Annotated in this window: 23 protein-coding genes; 6 read left to right on the plus strand and 17 right to left on the minus strand. The window is 66.3% G+C overall.

The features are described 5' to 3' along the window. Positions 1-8: 8 nt before the first annotated feature. The 7 genes from Q9235_RS06175 to dusA form a co-directional block, all read right to left on the minus strand. Entirely contained in the window at positions 9-848 is an 840-nt protein-coding gene (locus tag Q9235_RS06175; RefSeq protein WP_306225945.1) for a sulfite exporter TauE/SafE family protein, read from the minus strand. Between the two features lie 102 nt (positions 849-950). Next, positions 951-1,673, minus strand: a complete 723-nt coding sequence (locus Q9235_RS06180) for a DUF1428 domain-containing protein (RefSeq protein WP_306225946.1) — start codon at positions 1,671-1,673, stop codon at positions 951-953. A 92-nt stretch (positions 1,674-1,765) separates the two neighbouring features. Beyond that, positions 1,766-2,518 (minus strand): DUF899 domain-containing protein, encoded by a 753-nt coding sequence (locus Q9235_RS06185; RefSeq protein WP_306225947.1) that lies wholly within the window; start codon positions 2,516-2,518, stop codon positions 1,766-1,768. Positions 2,519-2,601: 83 nt separating this feature from the next. Beyond that, complete coding sequence (locus tag Q9235_RS06190) at positions 2,602-3,036, minus strand: SRPBCC family protein (RefSeq protein ID WP_306225948.1); 435 nt, start codon at positions 3,034-3,036, stop codon at positions 2,602-2,604. Between the two features lie 17 nt (positions 3,037-3,053). After that, positions 3,054-3,398, minus strand: a complete 345-nt coding sequence (locus Q9235_RS06195) for an ArsR/SmtB family transcription factor (RefSeq protein WP_306225949.1) — start codon at positions 3,396-3,398, stop codon at positions 3,054-3,056. Positions 3,399-3,481: 83 nt separating this feature from the next. Continuing rightward, positions 3,482-4,363 (minus strand): PhzF family phenazine biosynthesis protein, encoded by an 882-nt coding sequence (locus tag Q9235_RS06200; protein ID WP_306225950.1) that lies wholly within the window; start codon positions 4,361-4,363, stop codon positions 3,482-3,484. A gap of 98 nt (positions 4,364-4,461) precedes the next feature. Further along, positions 4,462-5,481, minus strand: coding sequence for a tRNA dihydrouridine(20/20a) synthase DusA (dusA, locus tag Q9235_RS06205; protein WP_306225951.1), 1,020 nt, complete (start codon positions 5,479-5,481; stop codon positions 4,462-4,464). A gap of 301 nt (positions 5,482-5,782) precedes the next feature. Between dusA and Q9235_RS06210 the strand changes: the two genes are divergently transcribed. Beyond that, the gene (locus tag Q9235_RS06210) at positions 5,783-7,603 is read left to right on the plus strand and encodes an ABC transporter ATP-binding protein/permease (protein WP_306225952.1); all 1,821 of its coding nucleotides are present in this window, start codon (positions 5,783-5,785) and stop codon (positions 7,601-7,603) included. 41 nt (positions 7,604-7,644) lie between these two features. On the opposite strand, the gene Q9235_RS06215 is transcribed toward Q9235_RS06210, so the two are convergent. The 4 genes from Q9235_RS06215 to Q9235_RS06230 form a co-directional block, all read right to left on the minus strand. Continuing rightward, positions 7,645-8,475, minus strand: a complete 831-nt coding sequence (locus Q9235_RS06215; RefSeq protein WP_306225953.1) for an ABC transporter permease — start codon at positions 8,473-8,475, stop codon at positions 7,645-7,647. A 4-nt stretch (positions 8,476-8,479) separates the two neighbouring features. Beyond that, positions 8,480-9,370, minus strand: coding sequence for an ABC transporter permease (locus Q9235_RS06220; RefSeq protein WP_306225954.1), 891 nt, complete (start codon positions 9,368-9,370; stop codon positions 8,480-8,482). Further along, the gene (locus Q9235_RS06225) at positions 9,367-10,434 is read right to left on the minus strand and encodes an ABC transporter ATP-binding protein (RefSeq protein WP_306228136.1); all 1,068 of its coding nucleotides are present in this window, start codon (positions 10,432-10,434) and stop codon (positions 9,367-9,369) included. Before Q9235_RS06225 ends, Q9235_RS06220 begins: the two co-directional genes overlap by 4 nt. A gap of 91 nt (positions 10,435-10,525) precedes the next feature. Continuing rightward, positions 10,526-11,716, minus strand: coding sequence for an extracellular solute-binding protein (locus Q9235_RS06230; protein ID WP_306225955.1), 1,191 nt, complete (start codon positions 11,714-11,716; stop codon positions 10,526-10,528). Positions 11,717-11,820: 104 nt separating this feature from the next. Here Q9235_RS06230 and Q9235_RS06235 point away from each other — a divergent pair, with 104 nt between their 5' ends. Together Q9235_RS06235 and uxuA are read left to right on the plus strand one after the other, a co-directional pair. Then, positions 11,821-12,573 carry a GntR family transcriptional regulator gene (locus Q9235_RS06235; protein ID WP_306225956.1) on the plus strand — a complete coding sequence of 251 codons (753 nt, stop codon included), beginning with the start codon at positions 11,821-11,823 and terminating at the stop codon, positions 12,571-12,573. Positions 12,574-12,619: 46 nt separating this feature from the next. Beyond that, positions 12,620-13,816: a mannonate dehydratase gene (gene uxuA, locus Q9235_RS06240; RefSeq protein ID WP_306225957.1), complete on the plus strand. Its 1,197-nt coding sequence runs from the start codon at positions 12,620-12,622 to the stop codon at positions 13,814-13,816. Between the two features lie 57 nt (positions 13,817-13,873). Here the strand turns inward: uxuA and Q9235_RS06245 are convergent, their stop codons facing one another. From Q9235_RS06245 to Q9235_RS06270, 6 genes are all read right to left on the minus strand, one after another. Further along, positions 13,874-14,575 carry an urease accessory protein UreE gene (locus Q9235_RS06245; RefSeq protein WP_306225958.1) on the minus strand — a complete coding sequence of 234 codons (702 nt, stop codon included), beginning with the start codon at positions 14,573-14,575 and terminating at the stop codon, positions 13,874-13,876. Between the two features lie 110 nt (positions 14,576-14,685). Beyond that, positions 14,686-15,714 (minus strand): ABC transporter substrate-binding protein, encoded by a 1,029-nt coding sequence (locus tag Q9235_RS06250; RefSeq protein WP_306225959.1) that lies wholly within the window; start codon positions 15,712-15,714, stop codon positions 14,686-14,688. A gap of 73 nt (positions 15,715-15,787) precedes the next feature. After that, a complete protein-coding gene (locus Q9235_RS06255) occupies positions 15,788-16,675 on the minus strand; it encodes a DUF1003 domain-containing protein (protein ID WP_306225960.1) in 888 nt (295 codons plus the stop codon). A 181-nt stretch (positions 16,676-16,856) separates the two neighbouring features. Then, positions 16,857-17,195, minus strand: coding sequence for a hypothetical protein (locus Q9235_RS06260; RefSeq protein WP_306225961.1), 339 nt, complete (start codon positions 17,193-17,195; stop codon positions 16,857-16,859). A 114-nt stretch (positions 17,196-17,309) separates the two neighbouring features. Beyond that, a complete protein-coding gene (locus Q9235_RS06265) occupies positions 17,310-18,206 on the minus strand; it encodes a PfkB family carbohydrate kinase (RefSeq protein WP_306225962.1) in 897 nt (298 codons plus the stop codon). 4 nt (positions 18,207-18,210) lie between these two features. Next, positions 18,211-18,660, minus strand: coding sequence for a VOC family protein (locus Q9235_RS06270; protein WP_306225963.1), 450 nt, complete (start codon positions 18,658-18,660; stop codon positions 18,211-18,213). 104 nt (positions 18,661-18,764) lie between these two features. Here Q9235_RS06270 and Q9235_RS06275 point away from each other — a divergent pair, with 104 nt between their 5' ends. The 3 genes from Q9235_RS06275 (at position 18,765) to Q9235_RS06285 (ending at position 25,455) form a co-directional block, all read left to right on the plus strand. Next, positions 18,765-20,210 carry a cation diffusion facilitator family transporter gene (locus Q9235_RS06275; RefSeq protein ID WP_306225964.1) on the plus strand — a complete coding sequence of 482 codons (1,446 nt, stop codon included), beginning with the start codon at positions 18,765-18,767 and terminating at the stop codon, positions 20,208-20,210. A gap of 79 nt (positions 20,211-20,289) precedes the next feature. Next, entirely contained in the window at positions 20,290-22,935 is a 2,646-nt protein-coding gene (pepN, locus tag Q9235_RS06280; protein ID WP_306225965.1) for an aminopeptidase N, read from the plus strand. 225 nt (positions 22,936-23,160) lie between these two features. Beyond that, positions 23,161-25,455 (plus strand): PAS domain-containing sensor histidine kinase, encoded by a 2,295-nt coding sequence (locus Q9235_RS06285; protein WP_306225966.1) that lies wholly within the window; start codon positions 23,161-23,163, stop codon positions 25,453-25,455. Positions 25,456-25,457: the final 2 nt, after the last annotated feature.

The raw sequence follows: 25,457 nt of genomic DNA on the forward strand, positions 1-25,457 counted from the left end.
CGTTCGCCTCAGTTGATGAGCGACCAGACGAAGCGGCTCGCGACCACGAGCAGGAACAGCCCGAAGGCGATCTCGAGACGGCGCTTGGAGAGCCTGTGTGCCAGCCGCGCACCGATCGGAGCGGTCCAGATCGAGGTCGGAATGAACAGGATCATGCCGATCAGCGAGACATAGCCGAGCGAGAGCGGCGGCAGCGTCCCAAGGGCCATCTGCGGCCAGCCGGCATAGATGAAGCCGAGCGCGCCAGGGATCGAGATCAGCACGCCGAGCCCCGAGGAGGTCGCGACCGCCTGGTGGATCGGCCGGCCGTAGAAGGTCATGAACAGGCTGGAGAGCTGGCCGCCGCCGATACCCATCAGCGCCGAGAGCACGCCGATCAGGCCGCCATAGGCGACCATCAACGGCTTGCCCGGCATGTCCTCGCCGAATTTCCAGCGATCGGCGGCGAAGAGCAGGCGCAAAGCCGAGATCGTGGCGACCGCGACGAAGACGATCTTGAAGAGATCGGCCGGCGCGAAGCGGGCGATCCAGCTCCCCGCGAGCACACCGACGATGACCGGCACCGCCCAGACCTTGAGGATGGAGAGGTCGACCAGCCCCTTGGCGCGGTGAGCATTGAAGGAGCGGATCGAGGTCGGGATGATGATCGCAAGCGAGGTGCCGACGCTGAGCGGCATGCGCACCTCCTCCGCCACGCCGATGACGCGGAAGATCTCGTAGAGCACGGGCACGATGACTGCGCCGCCACCGACGCCGAAGACGCCGGCCAACAGGCCGGTGACCGCGCCGGCCAGCACAAGCGAGACGGCGAGGAAGGCGAGGTCGCCGATGGGGATGCCAGCAAACATGACGAGAGATCCGGTGAAGCCACCCGATCTCTCGGCCATTTGGCCGGCGGGGGCAAGGTGTCCCCGCCGGCAACTTCCCGAATCCTGTGCGGCCCGGCGACCTCAGCCGCGCCCGGAGTCGAAGATCGGCGCGAAGCCGCCATAGACGACGCGCTTGCCGTCGAAGGGCATCTTGAGCGTGCCCATGCGCGGGTCCGCCATCATCTTGTCCCAGGCGGCGGCGCGCGTCTCCTTGGATGGCCACTCGACCCAACTGAAGACCACCGTCTCGCCGGCTTCGGCCTTCACCGCGCCCTTGAAATCCGTGACCTTGCCGTCCGGCACGTCGTCACCCCAGGCGTCGACGACACGGCGGGCGCCGTATTCCTTGAACAAGGCCGCGTGGTTGGCCGAGAAGTCGCGGTAGTCGGTCTTGCGCTCGTCGGGCACCGCGACGAGGACGCCGTCGAGATAGCCCATCGCGCCACCCTCGCCTTCGTCGAGGATCGGAGCGAAGCCGCCATAGATCATGCGCTTGCCGTCGAAGGGCATGGCCTCGCCCATCGCCTTCATGCGCGGATCGCTCATGATCTTCTCGTTGGCAGCGTCGCGCGTCGCCCGGTCGGGGTATTCGAACCAGGAGAAGACCACGACCTCGTCCGGCGTCGCCTTCACCGCCCCCTTGAAATCCGTGACCTTGCCATCCGGGACATCGTCACCCCAGGCCTCGACATGGCGCCGGACGCCGAATTCCTGGAACAGCGGCGCCGCATCGGCAGCCTGCTTGCGGTAGGCTTCCTTGTTCGCGGCGGGAACCGCCAGGACGAAACCATCGACATAGGCCATTGCATGTCTCCCTGTTCGCGGCAGCCCTCGGCGCCGCACGATAAATGTTGGTATCAACCCTAAAGACCCGGAATGGGTCCGCTCAATCGCGTTCAATCGGAGCAGGAACTCACCGCGAGCTCCGGCTGGAAGCTCGCCGCGCCCAGTGGCTTGGCAGGGTAGCGGTCATGATGACGGACCCAGTCCATGATCCCGACCTCGTTGCGCCCCTTCGGGGTCATGTCGAGGAAGTTATGGGCGCCGATCAGGAGGTCGCCGCCGCGGGCATAGGTCGAGTAGGTGTGGAAGACCTCGCCGGCATCATTGCGATAGAAGACGCTGAAGCCCGGCATCTCGCCGCCCTGCCCGTCATGCATCGCGTAATTATACTCGTAGCGGCCGGCCGCTTTCTCCTCCGGGCTCGGTGAGACATGGAAGTCGTAGTTGAAGTCGCTGTTCGCCGAGGAGACCCAGGGGAAATCCCAGCCCATGCGGTGCCGGAAATTCTGGAACTCGGCATAGGGTGCCCGCGAGACCACGACCAGGCTGACATCATGGTGCTTCAGGTGCCGGCTGGCGCCGTCGAAGTGGTCAGCCAGGAAGGAGCAGCTTGGGCAACCCTCCCGGGCACCCGGCCCGAACATGAAGTGGTAGATGATGAGCTGGCTGTTCCCGGCGAAGAGATCGCCTAGCGACAGCGCGCCGTCCCAGCCTTCGAACGTGTAGGTTTTCTCGACCCTGACCCAGGGCAATGCGCGCCGCTCGGCCGAGAGCGCGTCGCGTCGGCGGGTCAGCTCCTTCTCGTTGGCGAGGTGGACCTTGCGCGCGGCAAGCCAGTCCTCACGGGATACGATCCTGTGTTCCATCGTCTCCTCTCCTCCAATTTCCGCCGGCGCGGGGCCGGCGGCTTCTTCGGCGCGGCGCGGATCATGCCGCGGGGCGCCGCCGCTCAGGCGAAATGGGCCTCGAGCTTGACCATGGTCCCCGTCCAGCCATGGGTATGGCCACGGACGGCGGCATCGTCGGCGAGCTTCTCATGCAGAAGCGTCAGGATCGTGCCGTCGCCATCGGGCTTCAGCGTCACGGTGACGCGCGAGACGCGCTCGGGCGTCGTGATCCAGGACCAGCTAAAGACGAGGCGCTCGTTCTCGACGACCTCAAGATAGCGGCCGAGAACCTCGTGGCGCTCGCCGGTATCCTCGATCATCACGACGCGATAGGCACCGTCGACGCGCGGGTCGATCTCCGCTTCCTGCGCCACGACATTCTCCGGGCCAAACCAGCGCACGAGCAGGTCCGGATTGGTCCAGGCTTCGTAAACCTCGGCCGGCGACGCATTGAGGCGGCGCTTCATCGTCAGGCTGGGTGTCACCGGCTGATGCATGTGCCTCTCTCCCGCCCTCAACCGTCGCCCTTGCGCCGCGCTTCGAGCAGCGCTTCCAGCGCATCGAGGCGCTCGGTCCAGAACCGCTGATAGCGCGCCAGCCAGCCCATCGCCTCCTCCATCGGCTCCGCATTCAGATGGCAGGACACGGTGCGCCCCGCCTTGGTCCGCGTCAGCAAGCCGGCATCCGTGAGGACGTCGAGATGCTTCATTATGGCCGGGAGCGAGACCGGAAAGGGCTTCGCCAGCTCGCTCACCGACAGCCCGTCCTCGCCCTCCAGCCGCGCCAGCAAGGCCCTCCGCGTCGGGTCCGCCAGGGCGGAGAAGGTCCGGTCGAGCTGCGTATCCTGAAACTTAACCATTAAGTTAAGTGTAGGCACCAGCGACCGTGCGTGTCAAGGCGGGGGCGATTGCGCTCCTGTCAGCATCAATCCGGAGGTTGCGATCAGGCCGCGTGGTCGTCCGCCGGCATGACCTCGCCTCCGAGGAGGCAACCGACCGGCCGGCCGTCGGCGAAGCCGATCCTGACGCGAATTTCCGAAAGTGCGTTCATCGCCCGGCCCTGCAGGATGGTGATGCGGCCACTGTCGCGGGGAACGAGATCGTTCTTGAGCAGCCCGAAGGCCAGCGCCGCAGCCGCGATGCCGGTCGCGGCGTCTTCCGGGTAGCCGGAGGATTTCGGGAACTGCCGGGCCTCGAAGCGCCGCTCAGCCTGATCGGCGACGGCGTAAGGATAGAGCCCGGTCGAAGCGATGCGCTCGCAGCATTTTTCGGTGAGGACCATGTCAGTCGTCAATGCTTGCAGATGCGCGACGCTCTTCATCGGGATCAGCGTCTTGACGCGTGAGGTCACCGCGTTCTGGATCGGCAGATCGAGCAGGTCGCCGCGCGAAATCCGGAGCGTCGCGAGCACGTCCTCCTCTTGCGCACGCGTCAGGTCGACGACCTTGCCGACCGGCTGGCTGATCTCGACCGACGGATTCGCAGAGGAACGGTTCGCGACATAGCCCGTGACGGGGCCGCTGCGCGTCTCGATCCGCATCTGCTCGGCATCGAGCCGACCGGCCGTCGCAAGGCACCAGAGCGCGCCGATCGTGGCGTGGCCGCACATTTCCATCTCGTGGCGTGGCACCCAAAACCGGAAGGTGAAGTCGGAATCCGGGCTGGAAGGCGGCCTAACGAAACCGGATTCGTGACCATAGCGGGCTGCGACCGCCCGCATGTCGTCATCCCGCAGCACGGCAGCATCGATCACGATCGGACAGGGATTGCCGCCCTGCCCCCGATGCGTGAACACATTGACCAGCCTGATGCCGTCCTGCGCCATGCCCCTGCCCCTTCCGTTGAAGCTGCGATTGCCCCTCTTCCGAGGGACCTAATCAAGGCTTGGCAGCAAATCGCGCTTCCCGCAACGAACCGGCGCGATCAGGCTGCGGCAGCGGCCTCGTGGCGCGAGACATGAGCGATCGCCGCGCGCAGGTCGTCCAGCGTGGCATCGGCGCCGACGCAGCGCTCGGCGAGATGACGGCGGAACATGCGCGCGCCAGGGCGGCCGGGGAAGAGGCCGACGAGATGGCGCGTGAAGGCATGCACCCGCCCGCCCCGCTCGATATGCGCGGCTATGTACGGCTCCAGCGCCTCCAGCATGGCGAAGGCATCGGCGACCGGCGCCTCCCGGCCGAAGAGCAGCGGATCGGCCTGAAGCAGAATCTCGGGGTTCTGATAGGCCTCCCGGCCGATCATCACGCCATCGAGCTTTTCGAGATGCGCTGGCCATTCAGCAGGAGCCTTGATGCCGCCGTTGATCGCGATCGGCAGGTCCGGGTTGGCGGCCTTGAGGCGATAGGCACGCTCATAGTCCAGCGGTGGGATCTCACGGTTTTCCTTGGGCGAGAGCCCTTGCAGCCAAGCCTTGCGGGCGTGGACGATCAACGCATCGACGCCGGCCGCGCGCGCCGAAGCGGTCAGCGCATCGAGCGCCGCTTCCGGGTCCTGATCGTCGACGCCGAGGCGGCATTTCACCGTCACGGGAATCGAGACAGCCGCCTTCATATCCGCGACGCAATCGCCGACCAGCGCGGGCTCGCGCATCAGGCAGGCGCCGAAAGCCCCGCCCTGCACCCGGTCTGACGGGCAGCCGCAGTTCAGGTTGATCTCGTCATAGCCGAAATCGGCGCCGATCTTCGCTGCTTCCGCCAGCAGCTTCGGGTCGTTGCCGCCAAGCTGGAGCGCAACGGGATGCTCCATGGCATCGAATCCGATCAGGCGCTCGCGATCGCCACGGATCACCGCCTGCGCCGTCACCATCTCGGTATAGAGCAGCGCATGGCGCGACATCAGGCGGTGGATGACGCGGCAATGCCGGTCGGTCCAATCCATCATCGGCGCCACGGAGAAGCGCCAGAAGCTCGCTTCGTCACGGTCTGCTGTCGTCTGGGTATTCATGCTCAACGCGCGGGGCCTGCCGGTGCCTTGTTCGATGATGCCGGCCGCCGCGATGGGGGACCGTGCGGTCAAATGGTGCCGAGACGGCGAAACTGCCGCGTATATGACGCAAGTCACCGGAATACGCGAGGGCCGCGGCGAGAATTCCGCCGCAGGAACCTGCCCGGCCTTCTTTCGGCGCCACCGCCATCGCCGCGAAGCAGGCCATGGAACTACCCCGCCAGCCTGCGGATTGAAGGGGCAGAAGATCGCGTCGCCGGCCTCATCACTGGCAGCGACGTCGGGAAAGGCGGAGTAGCACATGGCCGAGGCTCCGCAGGTTTTGCGACGCTCCCGCATGCGCCAGTTCTTCCGCATCGCGTTGCGCTACTGGCGCGGCAGGGCGCGCTGGCAGGCCTGGGCCCTGACCGTGACCGTCCTCGTCTTCATCGCGGCGCAGACCTCCGCCGCCGTCGGCATCAACCGCTGGAACCGCTGGTTCTTCGATGCGCTCGAAAAGCGCGACGTCGACGCCGTCTGGGCGACGACCGGCTGGCTGCCGTTCCTGCTGGCGGCCTCGGCGCTGTCGGTCTCCGGCCTCGTCGTCAGCCGCATGCTGCTGCAGGTGCGCTGGCGCGAGAACCTGACACGCCGCCTCGCCGGCTGGTGGATCGCCGACCAGCGTTATTACCGCCTGGGCTTCCTGAGCAGGGATATGACCGCGCCGGAATACCGGGTCGCCGAAGACGCGCGCCTCGCGATCGAGCCCTTGGTCGAGCTCGCGATCGGGCTGATTACCGCCTTCGTCACGGCGGCGACCTTCGCCGCGATCCTGTGGCAGGTCGCCGGTTCGGCGGAGTTCCCGCTAGGCGGCACCACGATCGTCATCCCCAGCTACATGGCGGTCGCGGCGGTGGTCTATGCCACAATCGCCTCGCTCGCGGCCTATCTAGCGGGCCGCCCCCTCGTCCCGCGCGTCGCGCACAAGAACGAGATGGAGGCACAATTCCGGGCCGAGATGACGCGGCTGCGCGAGAATGCCGAGAGCATCGCGCTGATCAAGGGCGATGCCGACGAACGCAATTCGGTCGGTGAAAACTACGGGCGCGTTGTCGCGGCCTGGCTCAGGATCGTGCGCCAGCAGGGCATTATCGCGCTGGTGCTGAACACCAATGGAGCGCTGTTCCCGATCGTGCCGCTCCTGCTGATCGCACCGAAATACCTGGCCGGTGGCGTCACGCTCGGCGCGGTCGTGCAGGTCGTCGCGGCCTTCAGCGCCGTCCAGGCCGCGCTGATCTGGTTCGTCGACAATTTCGTGCGGCTGGCAGAGTGGTTCGCCTCGGTGACCCGCGTCGATGAGTTGGTGGAGGAGCTTCAGGCTCTGGATATCGGCACGATCATGGAGAAGGATGAGCAGATCGTGCTCGGAGAGAGCGATGACGGTGCGATCCATCTCGACAACCTGTCGATCGCCCATAGCAATGGCCGCGTCGTCGTGGCCGATGCCACCGTCACCATCCCGCAGGGAGCGAAGGCGCTGATCGCGGGCGAGAGCGGCTCGGGCAAGAGCACGCTGATCCGGGCGCTCGCAGGCATCTGGCCCTGGGGCTCCGGCTCGATCCGCGTGCCGGCCGGGCAATCGATCGCCTTCGTGCCGCAGAAGCCCTACCTGCCGCGCGGCACCTTGCGCACCATCCTGCTCTATCCGGATTCCGACCGTGTCATCCCTGACGACGCTATCACGGAGGCGTTGCAGCGCTGCGGCCTCGGCTATCTCGCCAAAAAGCTCGATGTCGCGGAGGAGGACTGGGACCGCATCCTCTCCGGTGGCGAGCGCCAGCGCGTCGCCTTCACCCGCCTGCTGCTGCAGAAGCCCGATATCATCGTGATGGACGAAGCAACCTCGGCGCTCGACGAGGAGAGCCAGGCCTCGCTGCTCAGCCTGTTCGACGATGAGCTCGCGGAAGCGACGCTGATCAGCGTCGGGCACCGGCCGGGGCTCGAGGATTATCACGACCAGAAGATCACGCTGGAGCGCAGGCTAGCCGGCGCTCACATGACGTCCAGGCGCCTGCGGAAATCGCTCTGGCGTCTGTTCAGAAGCCGAAGCGCCGCCAATGAGGACGAGCGCCCGGAGGCCTGAGATGTGCTGGCGGCGCTCACGAGGAGCGCCGCCCGTTCTCGTTACCGCTTGGCGCGGGCGACGATCTGCGTCGGGTTGACGAAGCGCAGCGCGATCACGAGCCAGATCAGCGTGGTGACCATGTAGATCACCGCCATGGCGTCGATCGACTGCACCGCGCGGACACCGGCGGCGAAGACCGCGTAGTAGAGCGCGACGACGAGGGTCTGGCTGGTCGGGCCGGCCGTGAGGAAGGTCAATTCGAACATGGCGAGCGTCCTGACCAGGACCAGCAGCAGCGCCGCGAGAATGCCCGGCATGAGCAGCGGCAGCAGCACATGCACGAAGAGCTTGAAGGTGTTGGCGCCGAAGACCCGCGCCGCCGCCTCGATCTTGGTGTCGATCTGCTCGATGAACGGGATCATCACCAGGATGACGAAAGGCACGGTCGGCACGAGATTGGCGAGCACGACGCCCGACATCTGGCCGGCGAAGCCGGTCTGGTAGAGCACCGTCGCCAGCGGGATGCCGAAGGTGATCGGCGGCACCAGGAGCGGCAACAGGAAGAGCAGCATGACGAGCTTCTTGCCCGGGAAGTCGCGACGGGCCAGCGCATAGGCCGCCGGCACGCCGATCATGCCGGAGAGCGCCACCACCAAGAAGACGATCTGGAAGGTGACGAGCAGCACGTCATAGAGCTGGAATTCCGACCAGGCGGCCGCGTACCAGCGCGTCGTCCAGCCGGCGGGGAGCCAGGTGCCCAGCCAGCGCGTCGAGAAGGACGAGGTCACCACCGTCGCGATCATCGCGAAGAGGTTGACGACGAAGAAGCCGATCAGCGTCCAGTTGGCGGCTGCCCAGAGCTTCGTCGAGAGACGGGTGTCTTTCACCATCGGATCAGCCCTTTCCGCCGCCGGCAGGGCCGCGATACAGCATGCCGCGCGCGGCGAGCACCACGACGACGATGGTGAGCTGAACCACGCCCATGATCATCGCGACGGCCGAAGCCATGGAGTAGTCGTATTCCTCGAAAGCCGCCTGATAGGCCGCGATCGAGATCACGCGGGTCGGTCCCGAGGGCGCGCCGAGCAGCACGGCCGAAGGGAAGACCGAGAAGGCCTGCACGAAGCTCAGGCAGAAGGTGATCGCGAGCCCCGGCAGCAGGAGCGGGAACAGGATGTGCTTGAAACGGTCCCACGGCCCGGCACCGAGCGTCGCGCCCGCCTGCTCCAGCGCCGGATCGATGCCGGAGAGATAGGACAGCGTCAGCAGGAAGGTGAAGGGGAAGCCGGTGATGACCAGCGAGAGCATCACGCCCCAGTAGTTGTGCAGCAGCTTCACCGGCGAGGAGATGATGCCGAAGGTCATCAGCACGCGGTTGAACCAGCCCTGAGGCCCGAGATAATTCAGGAGGCCCTCGGCGACGAGCACGGTGCCGAGCGTGATCGGGATCACCAGGATCGTGGTCAGCAGGCGCTGGTTGCGCATCAGCCGGACGCGGAAGGCGATCGGGATCGCCAGCAGCAGCGTCGCGACCGTGACGGGCAGAGCGAGCCAAAGCGTCGTCGCGATCGTCCCGTAGAGGAAACGATCGGAGAAGAAGCGCTGGTAGTTGGCGAACATGCCGCCCTGCTTCGGCTCGAAGGAGAGCACGAGCCCGTAGAGGAACGGGTAGATGAACAGCGCCAGCAGGAACAGGATCGCCGGCAGAACGAGCAGCGTCAGCCCGTCGAGCCCCCGCGCCGCCAGCCGCTGCTTCAGCGGGATGGAGGAGGTGTCGGTGCTCACGCCGCCCCTCCATAGACGAGGACGCGGTCGGGATCGGCGGCGAGCGTCACGGCTTCGCCCGGCGACAGCTTGTCATGGGCGAGGAAGGACAGGTCCGTGCCATCGGCCATGCGGGCGAAGCCGACGAACTCGCGGCCGCGGAACTCGGTCGAGACGACCTGCGCCTTGAGGCCCGGCTGGCCGGCCGCGACCGGGTGCAGGTCTTCCGGGCGGATCGCCAGATAGCCGTCGGCGCCGACGGACACCGTCTCGCGGGCGCGGCCGGAGAGCTGGGCATCGCCCACGGTGATCGCGGCCTTGCCGTCGCCGGTCGAGGCGACCTTGCCCTTGACCTTGTTGCGGAAGCCCATGAACTCGGCGACGTCGAGATGGTCCGGCCGCATGAACAGGTCTTCCGGCGTGCCGACCTGACGGACCTGGCCGTCACGCAGCACGACGATGCGGTCGGCGAGCGAGAGCGCCTCCTCCTGGTCGTGGGTGACGTAGATCGTGGTGGCGCCGAGCGTGTTGTGGATGCGGCGGATTTCGGCGCGCATCTCCAGGCGCAGCTTGGCGTCGAGGTTCGAAAGCGGCTCGTCCATCAGCACCAGCGGCGGCTCGACGACGATGGCGCGCGCAATCGCGACGCGCTGCTGCTGGCCGCCGGAGAGCTGGCCGGGCAGCTTCTCGGTCTGGCCCTGCAGGCGCACCAAAGCGGCGGCTTCCGCGACGCGCTTGTCGATCTCGGCGCGCGGCAGGCCGCGCATCTTGAGGCCGAAGCCGATATTCTTGTTCACGTTCATATGCGGGAAGAGCGCATAGCTCTGGAAGACCATGCCGAAGCCGCGTTCTTCCGGGCGCAGCGGGTCGATACGCTTGTCGTCGAGCCAGATGCCGCCACCGGTCGCGGGCAGCAAGCCTGCGATCAGGTTCAGCGTCGTCGACTTGCCGCAGCCGGACGGGCCGAGCAGCGCGATGAACTCGCCCTTGCCGATCGTCAGCGAGACGTCCTTGAGCGCGTTATGGGTGCCGAAGTCACGGCTCAGACGGTCGAGCCGAAGCTCGCGGAACGAGGCTGCGTTGATGGTCATGGCTTCCGGATGGATCTGAGAAACGGGATCGAAAAGGCAGGCGGCGGCCCCCGGATCAAGCCGGGGCCCGCCGCTGCGATCGCGGTTACTTCTTCTTGGCGCCGCCGACCTGCTCGTCCCAGATGCGGAAGGCGATCACCATCTTGGCCGGGTCGAGCGGCGTTTCCATCGGGTTGTCGGCGATCAGCTTCTCGTATTCGGGCCGGCCGAACTCGGCGATCGCCTTCTGGCTGGATTCCGGCGCCATCGAGAGCGGCACGTCCTTCACCGCCGGGCCCGGATAGAAATAGCCTTCGTCATAGGTGAAGGCCTGCTGCGCGGGCGTCAGCATGTGGCGGATCAGATCGAGCAGCACATTGAGCTTCTCGTCGGACACGCCCTTCGGGATCATCATGTACTGGGCGTCGGTGACCCAGTGGAAACCCTTGAGCGCCTGGATCTTGGCTTCCTTCGGCACGATGCCGAGCACGCGCGGGTTGATGTCCCAGCCGGTGGTCGAGACGATGATGTCGCGCGAGCCGTCACCGAGCTCCTTCATCGTCTGGCCGGTGCCGCCCGGATAGTACTCGATGTTCTCGCCGAGCTCCTTGAGATAGGCCCAGGTCTTGTCCCAGCCCTTCTCCGGGTCCTTCGGGTCCTTGTCGCCCAGCAGATAGGGCAGGCCCATGATCCAGGTGCGGCCGGGGCCGGAATTGGCCGGACGGCCGTAGAAGAAGCGGTTCTTGTTCTGCTTGGTCCAGGCCAGCAGCTCTTCCGCCGTGGTCGGCACCTGCTTGACGCGGTCCGGCATGTATTCGAGCAGCGGGCCGGAGGGGTAATAGACCATCGCCATGGCCTGGCCCTGCCCGAGATTATGCATGGCGAGCGCCGGCTTGAGATAAATATCCTCAGGCTTCGGCAGTTCCGCCTGAAGGCGCGGCAGCAGATCGACCCAGAGCTTCTGGTCGATGCCGGCAGAGAGCACGTCGAGGCCGCCGATGACCATGTCGATATCGAGGCGACCGGCAGCCTGCTGGGCCTTGATCTTCGCCGGCAATTCGGGCGCCGGGGCCTTGGTGAAGACCATGCGCGAGACGGCCTTGGGATTGGCCTTCGGATAGTTCTCCAGCGGCGTCTGAACGAGGGCGAGCGCCCCGCCGACGTCGATGATGCTGATCGTCAGCGGCGAGGCCGGGAGCTTGAGCTGCTGCGCGAAGACGCCGGGCGCATGGGCGGCGACGCCGAGTCCCGCAACGCCGCCAATGAAATGACGCCGATTGATGCTGTCGTGAGCCATGATTTCTCCTCCAGATATGGATGCCCGATTACGGGCCTTATTATGTTGCGCTGGCCCGATCGTGCCGATCCGGCCCCTGCCCCTCGCGCCGGAAACCTGCCAAGTTGACGCAGCCCCCGGTTGATCAGTATCCTAGTATACTAGTCGTCGAGAGCTTGGCAATGGCCCACCCTGCAACCCGTCACAGCACGGACCAGATCTACAGCGTCCTGCGCAGCGATGTAATCAGCGGCGCGCTGAAACCGCGCGAATCGATGTCGGAGGCGCGAATGGCCTTGCGCTTCGGCGTCAGCCGCACGCCCGTGCGCGAGGCGTTCAAGCGACTGGTCGACGAAGGCTTCCTCGTCGCCGTGCCGCAGGTCGGCACCTTCGTCGCACCGATCGACCTCGCCGCAGTCCATGACAGCCAGTTCGTCCGCGAGACTCTGGAATGCCGCACCGTGGTGCTGGCCGCGCAGCGCATCGGCGATGCCGATTGCCGCCGGCTCGCCGCACAGATCGAGGAGCAGGCGGAGTCCGTGCGACGGGGCGAGCGCTCCGAGATATTCCGCCTCGACGAGGTGTTCCATGCCGAGATCTCCCGCATTGCCGGGCACCGTGCCGTCTGGAGCATGATCGAAGGCGTGAAGGCCCAGATGGATCGCGTGCGCTGCCTCTCGCTGGAGACGCCGTCCTGGTCCGAGGTGATCCTGAACGAGCACCGGATCATTGCCGCCTGCGTCATGAAGCACGATGCGAAAGGCGCGGAGGCCGCGATGCGCGCGCATCTGCGCACCGTCTTCGCGACAATCGACACGATCGCCAAGGACCATGCGGACGCGTTCGACGATTCCCGCCTCGCCCACGACAACCCCTGACGCCGCTTTCCCGCACAGCGACCTTTCTCACGAGGATAACAAGACCATGGAACAATGCTGGCGCTGGTTCGGGCCGGATGATGTCGTGACTCTGGCGCAGGCCCGGCAGGCCGGCGCGACCGGTATCGTCAACTCGCTGCACCAGATCCCCTATGGCGTGGTCTGGAGCACCGAGGAGATCGAGAAGCGCCAGGCGATCGTCCGCGCCGACAGCAGCCTCGGCCTGGAATGGAAGGTGGTCGAGAGCCTGCCGATCCACGAGAGCGTCAAGATCGGCGAAGGCGACCTCGAAACCGTCTTCGAGAACTACCGCCAGTCTATGCGCAACCTCGCCGCCTGCGGGCTTGAGGTGATCTGCTACAACTTCATGCCGGTGCTGGACTGGACCCGCACCGAGCTCGCCCACAAGCTGCCGGGCGGCGGTACGGCTCTACGTTTCAACCTGCACGAATATGTCGCGCTCGATCATTTCATGCTGAAGCGCAAGGGCGCCGACGAGGGCCATTCCGCCGAGGTGATGGACAAGGCCAGGACCTGGTTCGACAACTCCTCGCAGGCCGATCGCGACCGCCTGCTCTCCAGCGTCATGGCCGGCCTGCCCGGCGCCTTCGACCGATACGATCTGCCGGGCCTCGCCCGCATCCTCGATCGCTATGCCGGCATGACCCATGACAAGCTGCGCGCCAACCTGAAGCGCTTCCTGGAGGCGATCATCCCGACCGCCGAGGAGGTCGGCATCCGGATGTGCATCCATCCGGACGACCCGCCGCGCTCGCTTTTCGGCCTGCCGCGGATCTGCTCGACCGAGGACGACATCGCCTACATCCTCGGCTCGGTCGACTCGCCTGCGAACGGCCTGACGCTGTGCTCGGGCTCGCTCGGCGCCAATCCGAAGAACGACGTGCCGAAGATCGCCCGGCGCTTCGCCGACAAGATCTGGTTCGCGCATCTGCGCAACGTCGCCAAGGACCCGGACGGCTCCTTCATGGAGGCCGAGCATCTCGGCGGCGATACCGACATGGTTGCGCTGGTCGATGCGCTGATGGCCGAGGAGCAGCGCCGCAAGGCTGCCGGGCTTAGCGCGTGGCAGATCCCGATGCGGCCCGACCATGGCCATGAATTGCTCGACGATGTCGGCAAGGGCAGCTTCCCGGGCTATCCGGCCGTCGGGCGCCTGCGTGGCCTTGCAGAACTTCGCGGCGTGATGACCGCGCTGGCGCAGGTCAAGGGCTACGCGGCCTGAGACATAAAAGGCGGGCCAAAAGCCCGCCTTTTGCAATTATTCGCAGCGCTTGCGGCCTCAGCGGTCGTGGGAATGGCCCTTGTGGCCATGCGCGGCGCCGTGACCATGTCCATGATCGTGATGACCATGGCCGTGATGGTCGTGGTCATGGCCGCAGCCACAGCCTTCGCCATGGGCATGCTGATGCTCGTGATCATGGTCGTGCTTATGGTCATGCGCATGATCGTGACCGTGATGCGCGTGATCATGCCCGTGGCTGTGGTCATGGCCATGATGATGATCGTGGTCATGATGGTCGTGCCCGCAGCCGCAATCGTCGCCATGGGCGTGGTGATGCACCTCCGCCTCCGGCTGGAACGGACGCTCGACCACCGTCATCGAACAGCCCTGCCCGCGCACCAGCTCGCCGAGCGCCGCGTCGTTCGGGACGTAGAGGGCGTCAGCCGTCATCTCGGCCGGGACGTGATGGCCGCCGAGATGCCAGGCGAGACGCACCAGCCGCAGCGGGTTCTCGGCGCGGATTTCCAGCAGGCTTTCCGGCGCGGCCCTGATCTGGACCAGCGTGCCGTCTTCCAGCTTCAGCGCGTCGCCGTCGTTCAGCACCGCCGCCTTGTCGAGCGCAATCGCGAATTCCAGCCCGCCCGTCGCGCGAACGCTGACGCCATTGATCGTGCGATCGCGATGGCCCAAGGGCAGCGTATCGACGACGCGCTCGGCCTTGACGGCGGCCTTGCGGAGAACGGAGGTGGCGCGAAGCATCGGCGGCGATCCCATGGCTTGAGGCTAGGCGCCACGCGCCCGAGCCCGGATCGCAGCTTAGTAGCACAAACCGGCGGCCGTGCTACCAAGCCTGGATGCCACAGATGGTCTCAGCGCGGCAGCGCCTTGACCTCGGTGTCGAACTTCTTGAGCAGGCGAGAGCGCTCGGCCGGCGAGCCCCAGCGCGGGGTGTCGTAGTCGATCAGCTTCATCTCCGAGAATTTCGGCGCATCCGGCGAGAGCAGCGAGTTCTTGTTCGACGGGATCGAGTTGATCTTCAGCTTCGCATTGATGTTCTGGGCATCGGGCGAGAGCGTGAAATCGACGAATTTGCGCGCGGCTTCCGGGTTCTTGCCGCCCTTGATGATCGAGACCGAGCCGGTCTCGTAACCGGTGCCCTCGCAAGGGGCGACGGTCTCGATCGGCGCGCCCTGCAGCTTCTGCGTCAGCATGTCGTGGATGAAGGCGATGCCGACAGCCGTCTCGCCGAGCGCCGCCGCCTTGACCGGCGCGATGCCGGACTTGGTGTACTGGCTGATGTTTTTGTGCAGGGCCTTGAGGTACTCAAAGCCCTTATCCTCGCCGAGGCGCTGCACCGTCGTCGCCAGGAAGACATAGGCCGTGCCGGACGAGCTGGGATCGGCGATCTGAACCTCGTCGCGCAACTTGGGATCGAGCAGGTCGGCCCAGCATTTCGGCGCGGCAATACCCTTTTTCTTCAGGACCTCGGTGTTGTAGCCGACGCCAAGCGCGCCGAGATAGATGCCGTTGGTGCGGAATTTCGACTGCTCGGCATGGCGCTGCGCCCAGTCGTGCAGCTCGGGCAGCTTCGGGGACTTGTACTCGTCGAGCAGGCCTTCGTCGGCCGCCTGGAGATGCGGCTCGCCCGGCCCACCCCACCAGACGTCGCCGCGCGGGTTGCTCGCCTCGGCCTTGACCTGCGCATAGACCTCGCCGGTGCTCTTGCGGACCATCGCGACCTTGATGCCGGTCGCCTTCTCGAACATCGCCGCGCCCTCGCGGCACTGCTCCTCGAGGATCGAGCAATAGACCGTGACCTGGCCCTGGGCGAAGGCCGGGGCCGCGAAAGCCAGGCCGGCGAAGAGCGCGCCAACCGGCGCAAAACGCGAAGCAACCATCATCATCCTCCCGAGCGGATTCATTTGCCGACGAAAAGACCGGCGGGAGGATGGGGAGTCAAGCGAGGCGCGGCTAGGCTTCGCCTTCCGGCTTGTCGGGCGCGGGGGCAGCGAGTGCCTCGGCCGGCTTCGCACGCTTCTTCTTCGCCGCCGGCTTCTTGCGGCGCTTCGCTCGCGCCTTCGGCAACTGCGTCTCCTGAAGCATCTCGAGCTGGACCTGCTGGATCTCGGCCAAGCGTTGCCATTGCCGCGTGACGAGATGGTCCATCTTCTCGTGCAGGTGCCGGATTTCGAGCTCGGCCTTGAGATTGACCTGGTAGTCGTTGAGCGAGCGCAGCCGATCCTTCGATTCCTGCCGCTTCTGGCTCATCATGATGATCGGCGCCTGCACCGCCGCGATGCAGGACAGCAAGAGGTTCAACAGGATGAAGGGATAGGGATCGAAGGCCTTGGCCTCGCCCATCAGGCCGTTGATCCCCATCCAGACGACAAGCACGAAGCCGAAGCTGATCAGGAAGGCCCAGGAGCCGCCGAAGCTCGCGAGATTGTCGGAGAAGCGCTCGCCGATCGTGCGGTGCTCCTCGAAATCATCCTCGGTGTTCTCGGCGATGGTCTCCTGGCGGGCGATGCTCTCGGCGACCTCGCGGTCCAGATCGGAATATTCGCCGTGCTCCTCGCGCAGGATCTCCTCGACATAGCGGGTGCGGTAGCGCGCGAGTTCCTTCAGGCTGATCAGCGCGTGGTCGGGCAGATCGGGGAAGTCGGCGCGGATATGATCGGCGAGCGCCGGACGCAAAGTGCCGATCTCGATCAGATTCCGGCGCGCCATCTCCTGCCCGCTGATAGCGCAAATCCCGCGCTTCTTGCTAGCTGCGGCAGCGGCATTCGCCGGGCCGGCCAAGGTCGCGAGGGCCGCCGATGGCGCCTCCGCGACCTGATCGTCATCTCGTTCCTGTGTCATTCCCTATCCGTCATCGCGTCTCATGCCTTGCGCAGATTGCACCCGATCCCGGCGCAGATACCAGCACTTCAAGATGCCCGGCCGATGGCAGCAGCCGCTGAAATGAGAACGCCCGGCGAGGCGGCTGCCTCTCCGGGCTCGTGATCTTCATCAGCCGCAAGCGGCCGATTCAAGCAAGGTTTCAGCCCTTCGGCTTGTCCTTGCCCGCCTCGTCGGAAGCCTCGTCATCCTCTTCGGATTCGCCGGCTTCCTCTTCCTCATCTCCCTCGTCCTCATCGTCTTCCTCATCCTCTTCGTCGAGGTCGAGATATTCGTAGCCGAAGACGATCTCGCCGGTTTCGGGATCGAAGGCGCTGGCCGAGGAATCCTCGAAAGCCTCGATCAGCAATTCGGCATCCTCGGGCCCGTCGACATCGAAGCGCCGCACGGCGTCCTCCCCATCGGCCCGGAGAACCAGTTCGATCGACCAGCCCTTCCCGGTGGTGTCATAGATGCATTTCAGACCCTGGATCGCCAGCATGATGCTCTCTCCTGAGCTCGACCGATGCGCGGCAGCGCGCGCCGGGTCAGATGCCCGACGCGCGTGACGACTGCGCGACGCTGGAGAGACAGAAGGCAGGCAGCGATCGACCGGCTAGACGCCGGCCTGCGCGAGGAAGCGCTCGACCTCGTCCCGCTTCGGCGCCCCGCTGCGGCCACCGAAGCGGGTGCATTTGATCGCAGCCGCCGCCGAGGCGAAGCGGATCGCCGCCGGCTCGACCTGCCCTTCGGCCAAGGCGAGCGCGAAGGCGCCATGCCAGACATCGCCGGCACCGAGCGTATCCACCGTCTCGACGGTGAAAGCCGGGCTGTGCCGGACCTCGCCACTTTCCATGAAGAGGACGCCTTCCTTGCCGAGCGTGACCGCAAGCCAGGTCGGGACGCCGGCTGAGACCTTGGCAAGGCCGGCGCGGGGGTCCTCCTCGCCGGAAACCTCGCGCAGGGCCTGCTGGCTGAAGGCGACATGGCTCGCCGTGCCCACCAGATCGGGATGCGGTGGCTTGCGGTCGCCGTCGAGCACGCCGGGCACGCCGGCGGCGCGAGCGAGCGTCAGGGCGGCCAGCGCCCCCTCGCCCCAGCGCGTATCGGCTAGCACCGCTCCGGCGCCTGTGGGGAGCTCGGCCGGCAGCCAGGCGACGTCCTCCGGCATGGCCGGGTCGGAATAGGAGATCACCATGCGCTCGCCGTCGGCATCGACCAGGATGGCCGAGACCGGCGAGCGCAGGCCGGCGACGCGGCGCGCGAAGGCCGCATCGACACCTTCCGATTCGAGATCGGCGACGATCTGGTCGCCGGTCAGGTCATCGGCGAGGCGCGTCGCCAGCCAGCAGGCGCCGCCGAGGCGAGCGATGGCGACCGAGGCATTGCCGGCGCAGCCGCCGCCTACGACGGCGAGACCGCGCGAGCGGTATTTCTCGCCGCGCGTCGGCATGGTCTCGACGCTGTAGACATAGTCCAGCGTCGCGATGCCCAGGCAGAAGACGCCGGCCAAGGCCTTACCAGTTCCCGGTGTTCTGCATGCTCAGCCACGGCTCGGCCGGGGCCTTCGGCTCGCCCTTCTGGAGCAGTTCGATCGAGATGTTGTCGGGCGAGCGGATGAAGGCCATGTTGCCGTCGCGCGGCGGGCGGTTGATCGTCACCCCGGCCTTCAGCAGCTTGTCGCAAAGCGCATAGATGTCGTCGACCTCATAGGCGAGATGGCCGAAATTGCGGCCGCCGGTATAGTTCTCAGGGTCCCAGTTATAGGTCAGCTCCAGCGTCGGGCGGCCACGCGAGGCACCGGCCTTGGCCTGCGCCAGATCGTCGGAAGCCGCGAGGAAGACCAGGGTGAAACGGCCCTTCTCGTTCTCGATGCGGCGGGTTTCCACCAGACCGAACTTGTTGACGTAGAAATCGAGCGCCTGATCCAGATCGGTCACGCGCACCATGGTGTGGAGATATCGCATCGTCTTTCCTCGTTGAGGGGCGGCAGGGTTGATCCATTTCCTAAATCAGGCAAGAGCATCGGCACTCCAGACCACCTCGCCAAGCCATCTGAACAGGACGCGCCATGACGACAACGCAAGACGGGCCGGGAACGGCACCGGCCGCGCGCGCCACGCCCGCCCAGATCGCGCAGATCAAGCAGCGCGCTGCGATCATCTCGGTGATGGCGACGATCCTGCTCACCGCGGCGAAGATCGTCGGCGCCATCATCTCCGGTTCGCTCGCGCTGTTGACTGACGCCCTGCAGGGGCTGGTCGATGTCGGCTCGACGCTGTTCACCTGGTTCGCGGTCCGCGCTTCCGACAAGCCGGCCGATGACGAGCACCATTACGGTCATGGCAAGGTCGAGGCGCTCGCCGCGCTGGTCGAGACCGCGATCCTGTTCACGCTCGCCGGCGCGATCCTGTGGGAGGCCGGCAACCGGCTCTGGACCAATGTCATCGAGCAAGTCCAGGTGACGCCGATCGTCATCGGCGTGCTCGTGCTCTCGATGATCGTCGACGCGATCCGCTGGCGCTCGCTGACCAAGGTCGCCAAGGAGACCGGCAGTGACGCGCTCGCGGGCGAAGCCACGCATTTCTCTGCCGATTTCGTCGGTTCGGGACTTGTGCTGATCGGCCTGATCGGGATCTGGTACGGCTTCGAACGGGCAGACACCGCGGCCGCCTTCGCGATCGCGGCCTATACCGCCTTCTCGGCCTATCGTCTCGCCCGGCGCGTGCTGGACACGCTGATGGACACCGCCCCGGAAGGCGTCAGCGAGAAGCTGCGCGAGGTCGCGCGCGGCGTACCGGGCGTGGTCGGCGTCAACTGGCTTCGGGTGCGCCCGGCCGGCGGGCACGTCCATGGCGAGATCGGCATCAGCGTCTCGCGGACCCTGCCGCTCGACCGTGTCGTGGCGATCAAGGCTCAGCTTGGAGATGCCCTGCTTGCCGCCGAGCCGGGCGCCGGGATCACCATCACGGCCGACCCCGTGCAGGTCGATGACGAGACCGCGCTGGAGCGCGTGCTGCTGATCGCACTCAAGCTCAAGATCCCGGTACACCACGTCACTGTCCACTCGATTGGCGACAAGCTCTCGGTCAGCCTGGACATGGAGGTCGACCAGAGCCTGCCGCTCGGCGAAGCCCATGAGATCGCAACCCGGCTGGAAAGCGCGATCCGGGCGGAATTCGGTGGCGAGACCGAGGTCGAGACCCATATCGAGCCGATGGAGACCGGCCAACCCGCCGGCCATAACGCCGCCTGGGAAACCGTCGAGGATATCGGCAAGACGCTGGCCGGCGAGGCCGCGAAGGTGGCCGGGCCGATCCATGACATCCACAGCGTGCGCGTGCGCCAGACCGCCAAGGGACTGGTGGTCAACTACCATTGCCGCGTCGACCCGTCGCTCAACGTCGCGGCCGTGCATCACGCCGTCGATGCGATCGAGCGGGCTGTGCGGCTTGCGCGCCCACAGGTCTGCCGACTGGTGAGCCATGCGGAGCCGGCAGTGCCGACCGGGAAATGATCCCTCACGCCGGACGAGGCTTCCGACCGCGTCCGGCAAGGGCTACATACGCTCCCTGACCTTCGCCATCAGGGATTCCATGCGTACTGAAGACGCCCCGCTGATCCGCCTCGAGGATTACCGCCCCAGCGACTGGCTGATCGACACGGTCGATCTCGATGTCGACCTGCATCCGCAGAAGACGCGGGTGCGTGCCCTGCTGGCGATGCGACCCGACTCGGAAGGCCAACCCGGCTCACCGCTCAAGCTCGACGGCGACGAGCTCTCGCTGAAGTCGCTGGCCATCGACGGCAAGCCGCTCGACGCTTCCGCCTTTACAGTGACGCCGCAGGCACTGACGATCCCGAACCCGCCTGCGCATGACTTCACGCTGACGATCGAGACCGAGCTCGACCCTTCAGCCAACACCAAGCTGATGGGGCTATACCGCTCGTCCAAGGTCTATTGCACGCAATGCGAGGCCGACGGCTTCCGCCGCATCACCTATTTCCTCGACCGGCCGGACGTGATGAGCGTCTACACCGTCAGGCTGGAGGCGGCGAAGGCCGAGGCGCCGGTGCTGCTCTCCAACGGCAACCTCGTCGCGGCGGCGGATCTGCCCGGCGTCGACCGGCATTTCGCCGTCTGGCACGATCCGCACCCCAAGCCCGCCTATCTCTTCGCGCTGGTCGGCGGAGCGCTGGACCATGTCCGGCAAGATTACGTCACCGCTGACGGCCACAAGGTCGAGCTCGCCGTCTATGTCGAGCCCGGCAAGGCCGACCGCGCCGGCTGGGCGCTGGATTCGTTGGTGCGCTGCATGCGCTGGGACGAGCAGGTCTTCGGCCGCAACTATGATCTCGACGTGTTCAACGTCGTCGCCGTGTCCGATTTCAACATGGGGGCGATGGAGAACAAGGGTCTCAACATCTTCAACGACAAATACGTCCTGGCCGACCCGCAGACCGCGACCGATGGCGACTACGCCTCTATCGAGGCGATCATCGCGCATGAGTATTTCCATAATTGGACAGGCAACAGAATCACTTGCCGCGAGTGGTTCCAGCTCTGTCTGAAGGAGGGTCTGACCGTCTTCCGCGACCAGGAATTCTCCTCCGACGAGCGTTCGCGCCCTGTGAAACGCATCGCCGATGCCCGCACATTGCGCTCGACGCAGTTCTCGGAGGATGCCGGCCCCCTCGCCCATCCGGTCAGGCCGCGCGCCTACAAGGAAATCAACAACTTCTACACGCCGACGGTCTATGAGAAGGGCGCGGAGGTCATCCGCATGCTCAAGGTCCTGATCGGCGACGACGCCTTCAAGCGCGGCATGGACCTTTATTTCGAGCGCTGCGACGGCACCGCCGCGACGATCGAGGAATTCCTCGCCTGCTTCGCCGAGACCTCCGGCCAGAATCTCGACCATTTCGCGAGGTGGTACGAGCAGGCGGGCACGCCGACCATCGTAGCCTCCGGCCGCTACGATGCCGCGGCGAAGCGCTACACGCTCGACCTCGCCCAGAGCACGCCCCCGACGCCGGGCCAGGCCGAGAAGCTGCCGGTCGTGCTGCCGGTCAAGCTCGGCCTCGTCGGCGCGAAGGGCGACCTGCCGCTGAAGACCGCGTCCAACGCCTATGCCGGCGACGGGCTTGTCGTTCTCGACCAAGCCTCGCTGTCCGTGACCTTCGAGGATGTTCCGGAAGCGCCGATCCCCTCGCTGATGCGCGGCTTCTCGGCCCCGGCGCGGCTCGATCTCGACCTGTCGGATGCCGACCTGCTGCGGCTGTTCTCGGCCGACAGCGATTCCTTCAACCGCTGGCAGTCGCTGCAGAGCGTCGCCACCCGCGCGCTCGTGACGGCCGGCAAGCGCGACGCCGATGCGGGTGCATCGACTGCGACGGCAAGCAAGCTCGGCGAGGCGTTGCAGATCTTCCTCAAGAGCGATGCGCTGTCCGATCCGGCCTTCGCCGCGCAGGTCCTGCGCCTGCCGGCGCCCGCCGACATCGCCCGGGAAATCGGCCGGGATGTCGATCCCGATGCGATCTTCGCCGCCCATCGCAAGCTGTCGATGGCTGTCGGCAAGGCCCTGCTCGGCGACCTGCCGGGCCTGCGCGGCGCGCTCGCGGCCAGCGGCACCTATCGCCCCGACGCGGCCTCGACCGGGCGGCGGGCGCTGCGCAACGAATTGCTCGGGCTGGCGGCGCTGGCCGCTCCGAGCGACGCCGCCGATCTCTGCGAGGAGCAGTTCGCGGCCAGCGACAACCTGACCGATCGCCTCGCCGCGCTGGCAGCGATGACACTGATCCCGGGCGAGCGCCGGGAAGCGCTGATCGCGCGCTTCGCCGAAGCCTATGCGGGCGAGCCCCTGGTGCTCGACAAATGGCTGATGGCGCAGGCGCTGATCGCCGAGCCCGGCACGCTGGAGCGCGTCAAGACGCTGATGCAGCACACCGCCTTCTCGCTCGGCAATCCGAACCGGGTACGGGCGCTGATCGGCGGCTTCGCGGCGAACCTCACCCAGTTCAACCGGCCGGATGGCGCGGGCTATGAGTTCGTCGCCGATATCGTCGTCGCACTCGACAAGACCAATCCACAGGTCGCCTCGCGCCTGCTCGGCTCGTTCAAGAGCTGGCGCATGCTGGAGCCCGGCCGCAAGCGCCTCGCGCAGGAGGCTCTGAGCACCGTCGCGCGGCTGCCCAACCTGTCGCGGGACGTCGCCGACATCGCCGAAAGAGCGCTCGCCTGAGCGCTCCTCGGAATGGTTAACGCCGACCTGTCCAAAAGATTAACGTTTCATTACCCGCGCAGGATTCATCCCGGTAAGCGCTACAACCTAAAGGAGAATTCGACACTCCTGACTCAACTCAGGGCTAGACAAACCGGAGCGCTCGGATTCAACTGACACTGATTCGCGGGGATGCGGCACGTCTCCCGATCTTACTGACGGTAAAGTTCCGAAGGGGGACCGGGCATGTCGCGTGCCAACGCGGGCTGCGCACCTGTGCGCGCCGATACGATTCTGGGTGTGGCGCGGTCGCTGACGCACCCGTTGTATCATCGTTTTGAAAGCTTCGAACCCGCCTTCCGCACCGCGATCCCGGCGTTTGTCGGGTTTTTCCTCATCATTCTCGCGGCTGGCGCGCTGATCCAGACCACGGCCATGCGCGACGAAGCCCTCGTCGACGCGACCGGCGACATGGACCTGGTCTCGGCCCTGGTCGCCCGCGAGCTCGACACCGCCACGCTGGCAGGCAAGGAGCCGGCAGAGGTGCTCGCCGCGCTGACCGCCCGCTATCTCGCCGCCCATGGCCGCTTCGTCCATGTCAGCGGCGCCGACGGCCGCGTCATCGCCAGCGAGCCGGTGATCGGCCAGACGCAGCGCACCCTCGTCGACTTCCTCGGCCAGACCCAGCCCCTCACCGTGTTCGGCGACCGCGCCGGCGTGATGCGCATCACCCTGCCGAACGGCGCCGACGTCTTTGCCAGCGTGCGCAACCTCGCCGCCCCGCTCGGGCAGGTCGCGGTGCTGCAGCCGGTCTCACACGCCCTTTCGACCTGGCAGTTCCGCCGCTCCGGCCTGATCCTTCTGTTCGGCGCGGCCGGCCTGGTGCTCGGCGTCACCACGCTTGCCTTCATCGTCCAGTCGAAGCGGGCGAGCGCCGCCGACGAGGATTGCGACTGCGTCCGCGAGCGCATCGACACGGCGCTCAACCGCGGCCATTGCGGCCTGTGGGACTGGGACCTCGCGCGCGGCCGGATCTACTGGTCGGATTCGATGTATGCCCTGCTCGGCTATGACCGCACTGGCGAATACATGTCCTTCGGCGAGGTTTCGAGCTTCATCAATCAGGAGGATGTCGACCTCTACGCGCTGGCCGATGCGATCAGCCGCGGCGAGGCGGATCATCTCGACCGCGAATTCCGCGTCCGCTCCGCCGCCGGCGAATGGATCTGGCTCAAGGCTCGCGCCGAGCTCGTCATCGACCGCCGCACCCGCTCGCGCCATCTCGTCGGCATCGTCGTCGACATCTCCGAGCAGCGCCGCATGGCCGAGCGCACCGCCACCTCCGACGCCCGCCTGCGCGACGCCGTCGAGGCGATCTCGGAAGCCTTCGTGCTGTGGGATGCCGATAACCGCCTCGTGCTCTGCAACGCCAAGTATCAACAGCTCCACCAGCTCCCGGCGGATGCCCTGCAATCCGGCGCCTCCTATGACGAGATCATGCAGCTCTCCGCCCAGCCGCAGATCGACCGCGAGCCGCTGCGGGTCCAGCGCGGCACCGCCGGCACATCCTACGAGGCCCGCCTCTCGGACGGCCGCTGGCTCCAGATCAACGGGCGTCGCACCAAGGATGGCGGATCGGTCTCGGTCGGCACGGACATCACCAAGCTCAAGCAGCAGGAAGAACGGCTGACCCAGTCCGAGCACCAGCTCCTGATGCATGTCACCGATCTCAAGGCCTCACGCCAGAAGCTCGAAGCCCAGGCCCAGCAGCTCGCCGATCTCGCCGAGCGCTATCTCGAGCAGAAGGCCTCCGCCGAAAGCGCCAACCGCGCCAAGTCCGAATTCCTCGCCAACATGAGCCATGAGCTGCGCACGCCGCTGAACGCCATCATCGGCTTCTCCGAGATCATGGAGAACGGCATGTTCGGCCCGCTCGGCGAAAAATACACCGACTATGTCCGCGACATCCGCTCCAGCGGCGGCTATCTCCTCGGCATCATCGACGACATCCTCGACATGTCCCGCATCGAATCCGGCCGGATGCGGCTGGAGAGGACCGAGATCGCGCTCGGCCCGGTGCTCGACCAAGCCCTGCGGAAGGTCCAGCCGGAAGTGGAGCGCAAACAGCTCGTGCTCGCCATCGAAGGCCCGCTCGACACCCATCTCGAGGCCGACCCGCACGCGCTCTACCAAATCCTCGGCAACCTGCTCGACAACGCCGCCAAGTTCACGCCCGAAGGCGGCCGGATCGCGGTGCGCACCCGGCATGTCCCCGGCGCGCTCAACATCTTCATCGAGGATACCGGCATCGGCATTCCCAAGGAGAAGCTCGACCGCGTCGGCCGGCCGTTCGAGCAGGTCGAGGGCGATCTGGTGCGCAGCTACAAGGGCTCGGGCCTCGGGCTTGCCATCGCCCGCTCGCTCACCGAACTGCATGGCGGCTCGCTCCGGCTGCGCTCGGCAATGGGCGCCGGTACCATCGTCATGGTCCACCTGCCGCTCGACGGCGGCGCGGAGCGAGTGACCGCACAGGCGGCGTGAGG

The sequence above is a fragment of the Bosea beijingensis genome, assembly GCF_030758975.1.
Lineage (GTDB): Bacteria > Pseudomonadota > Alphaproteobacteria > Rhizobiales > Beijerinckiaceae > Allobosea > Allobosea beijingensis.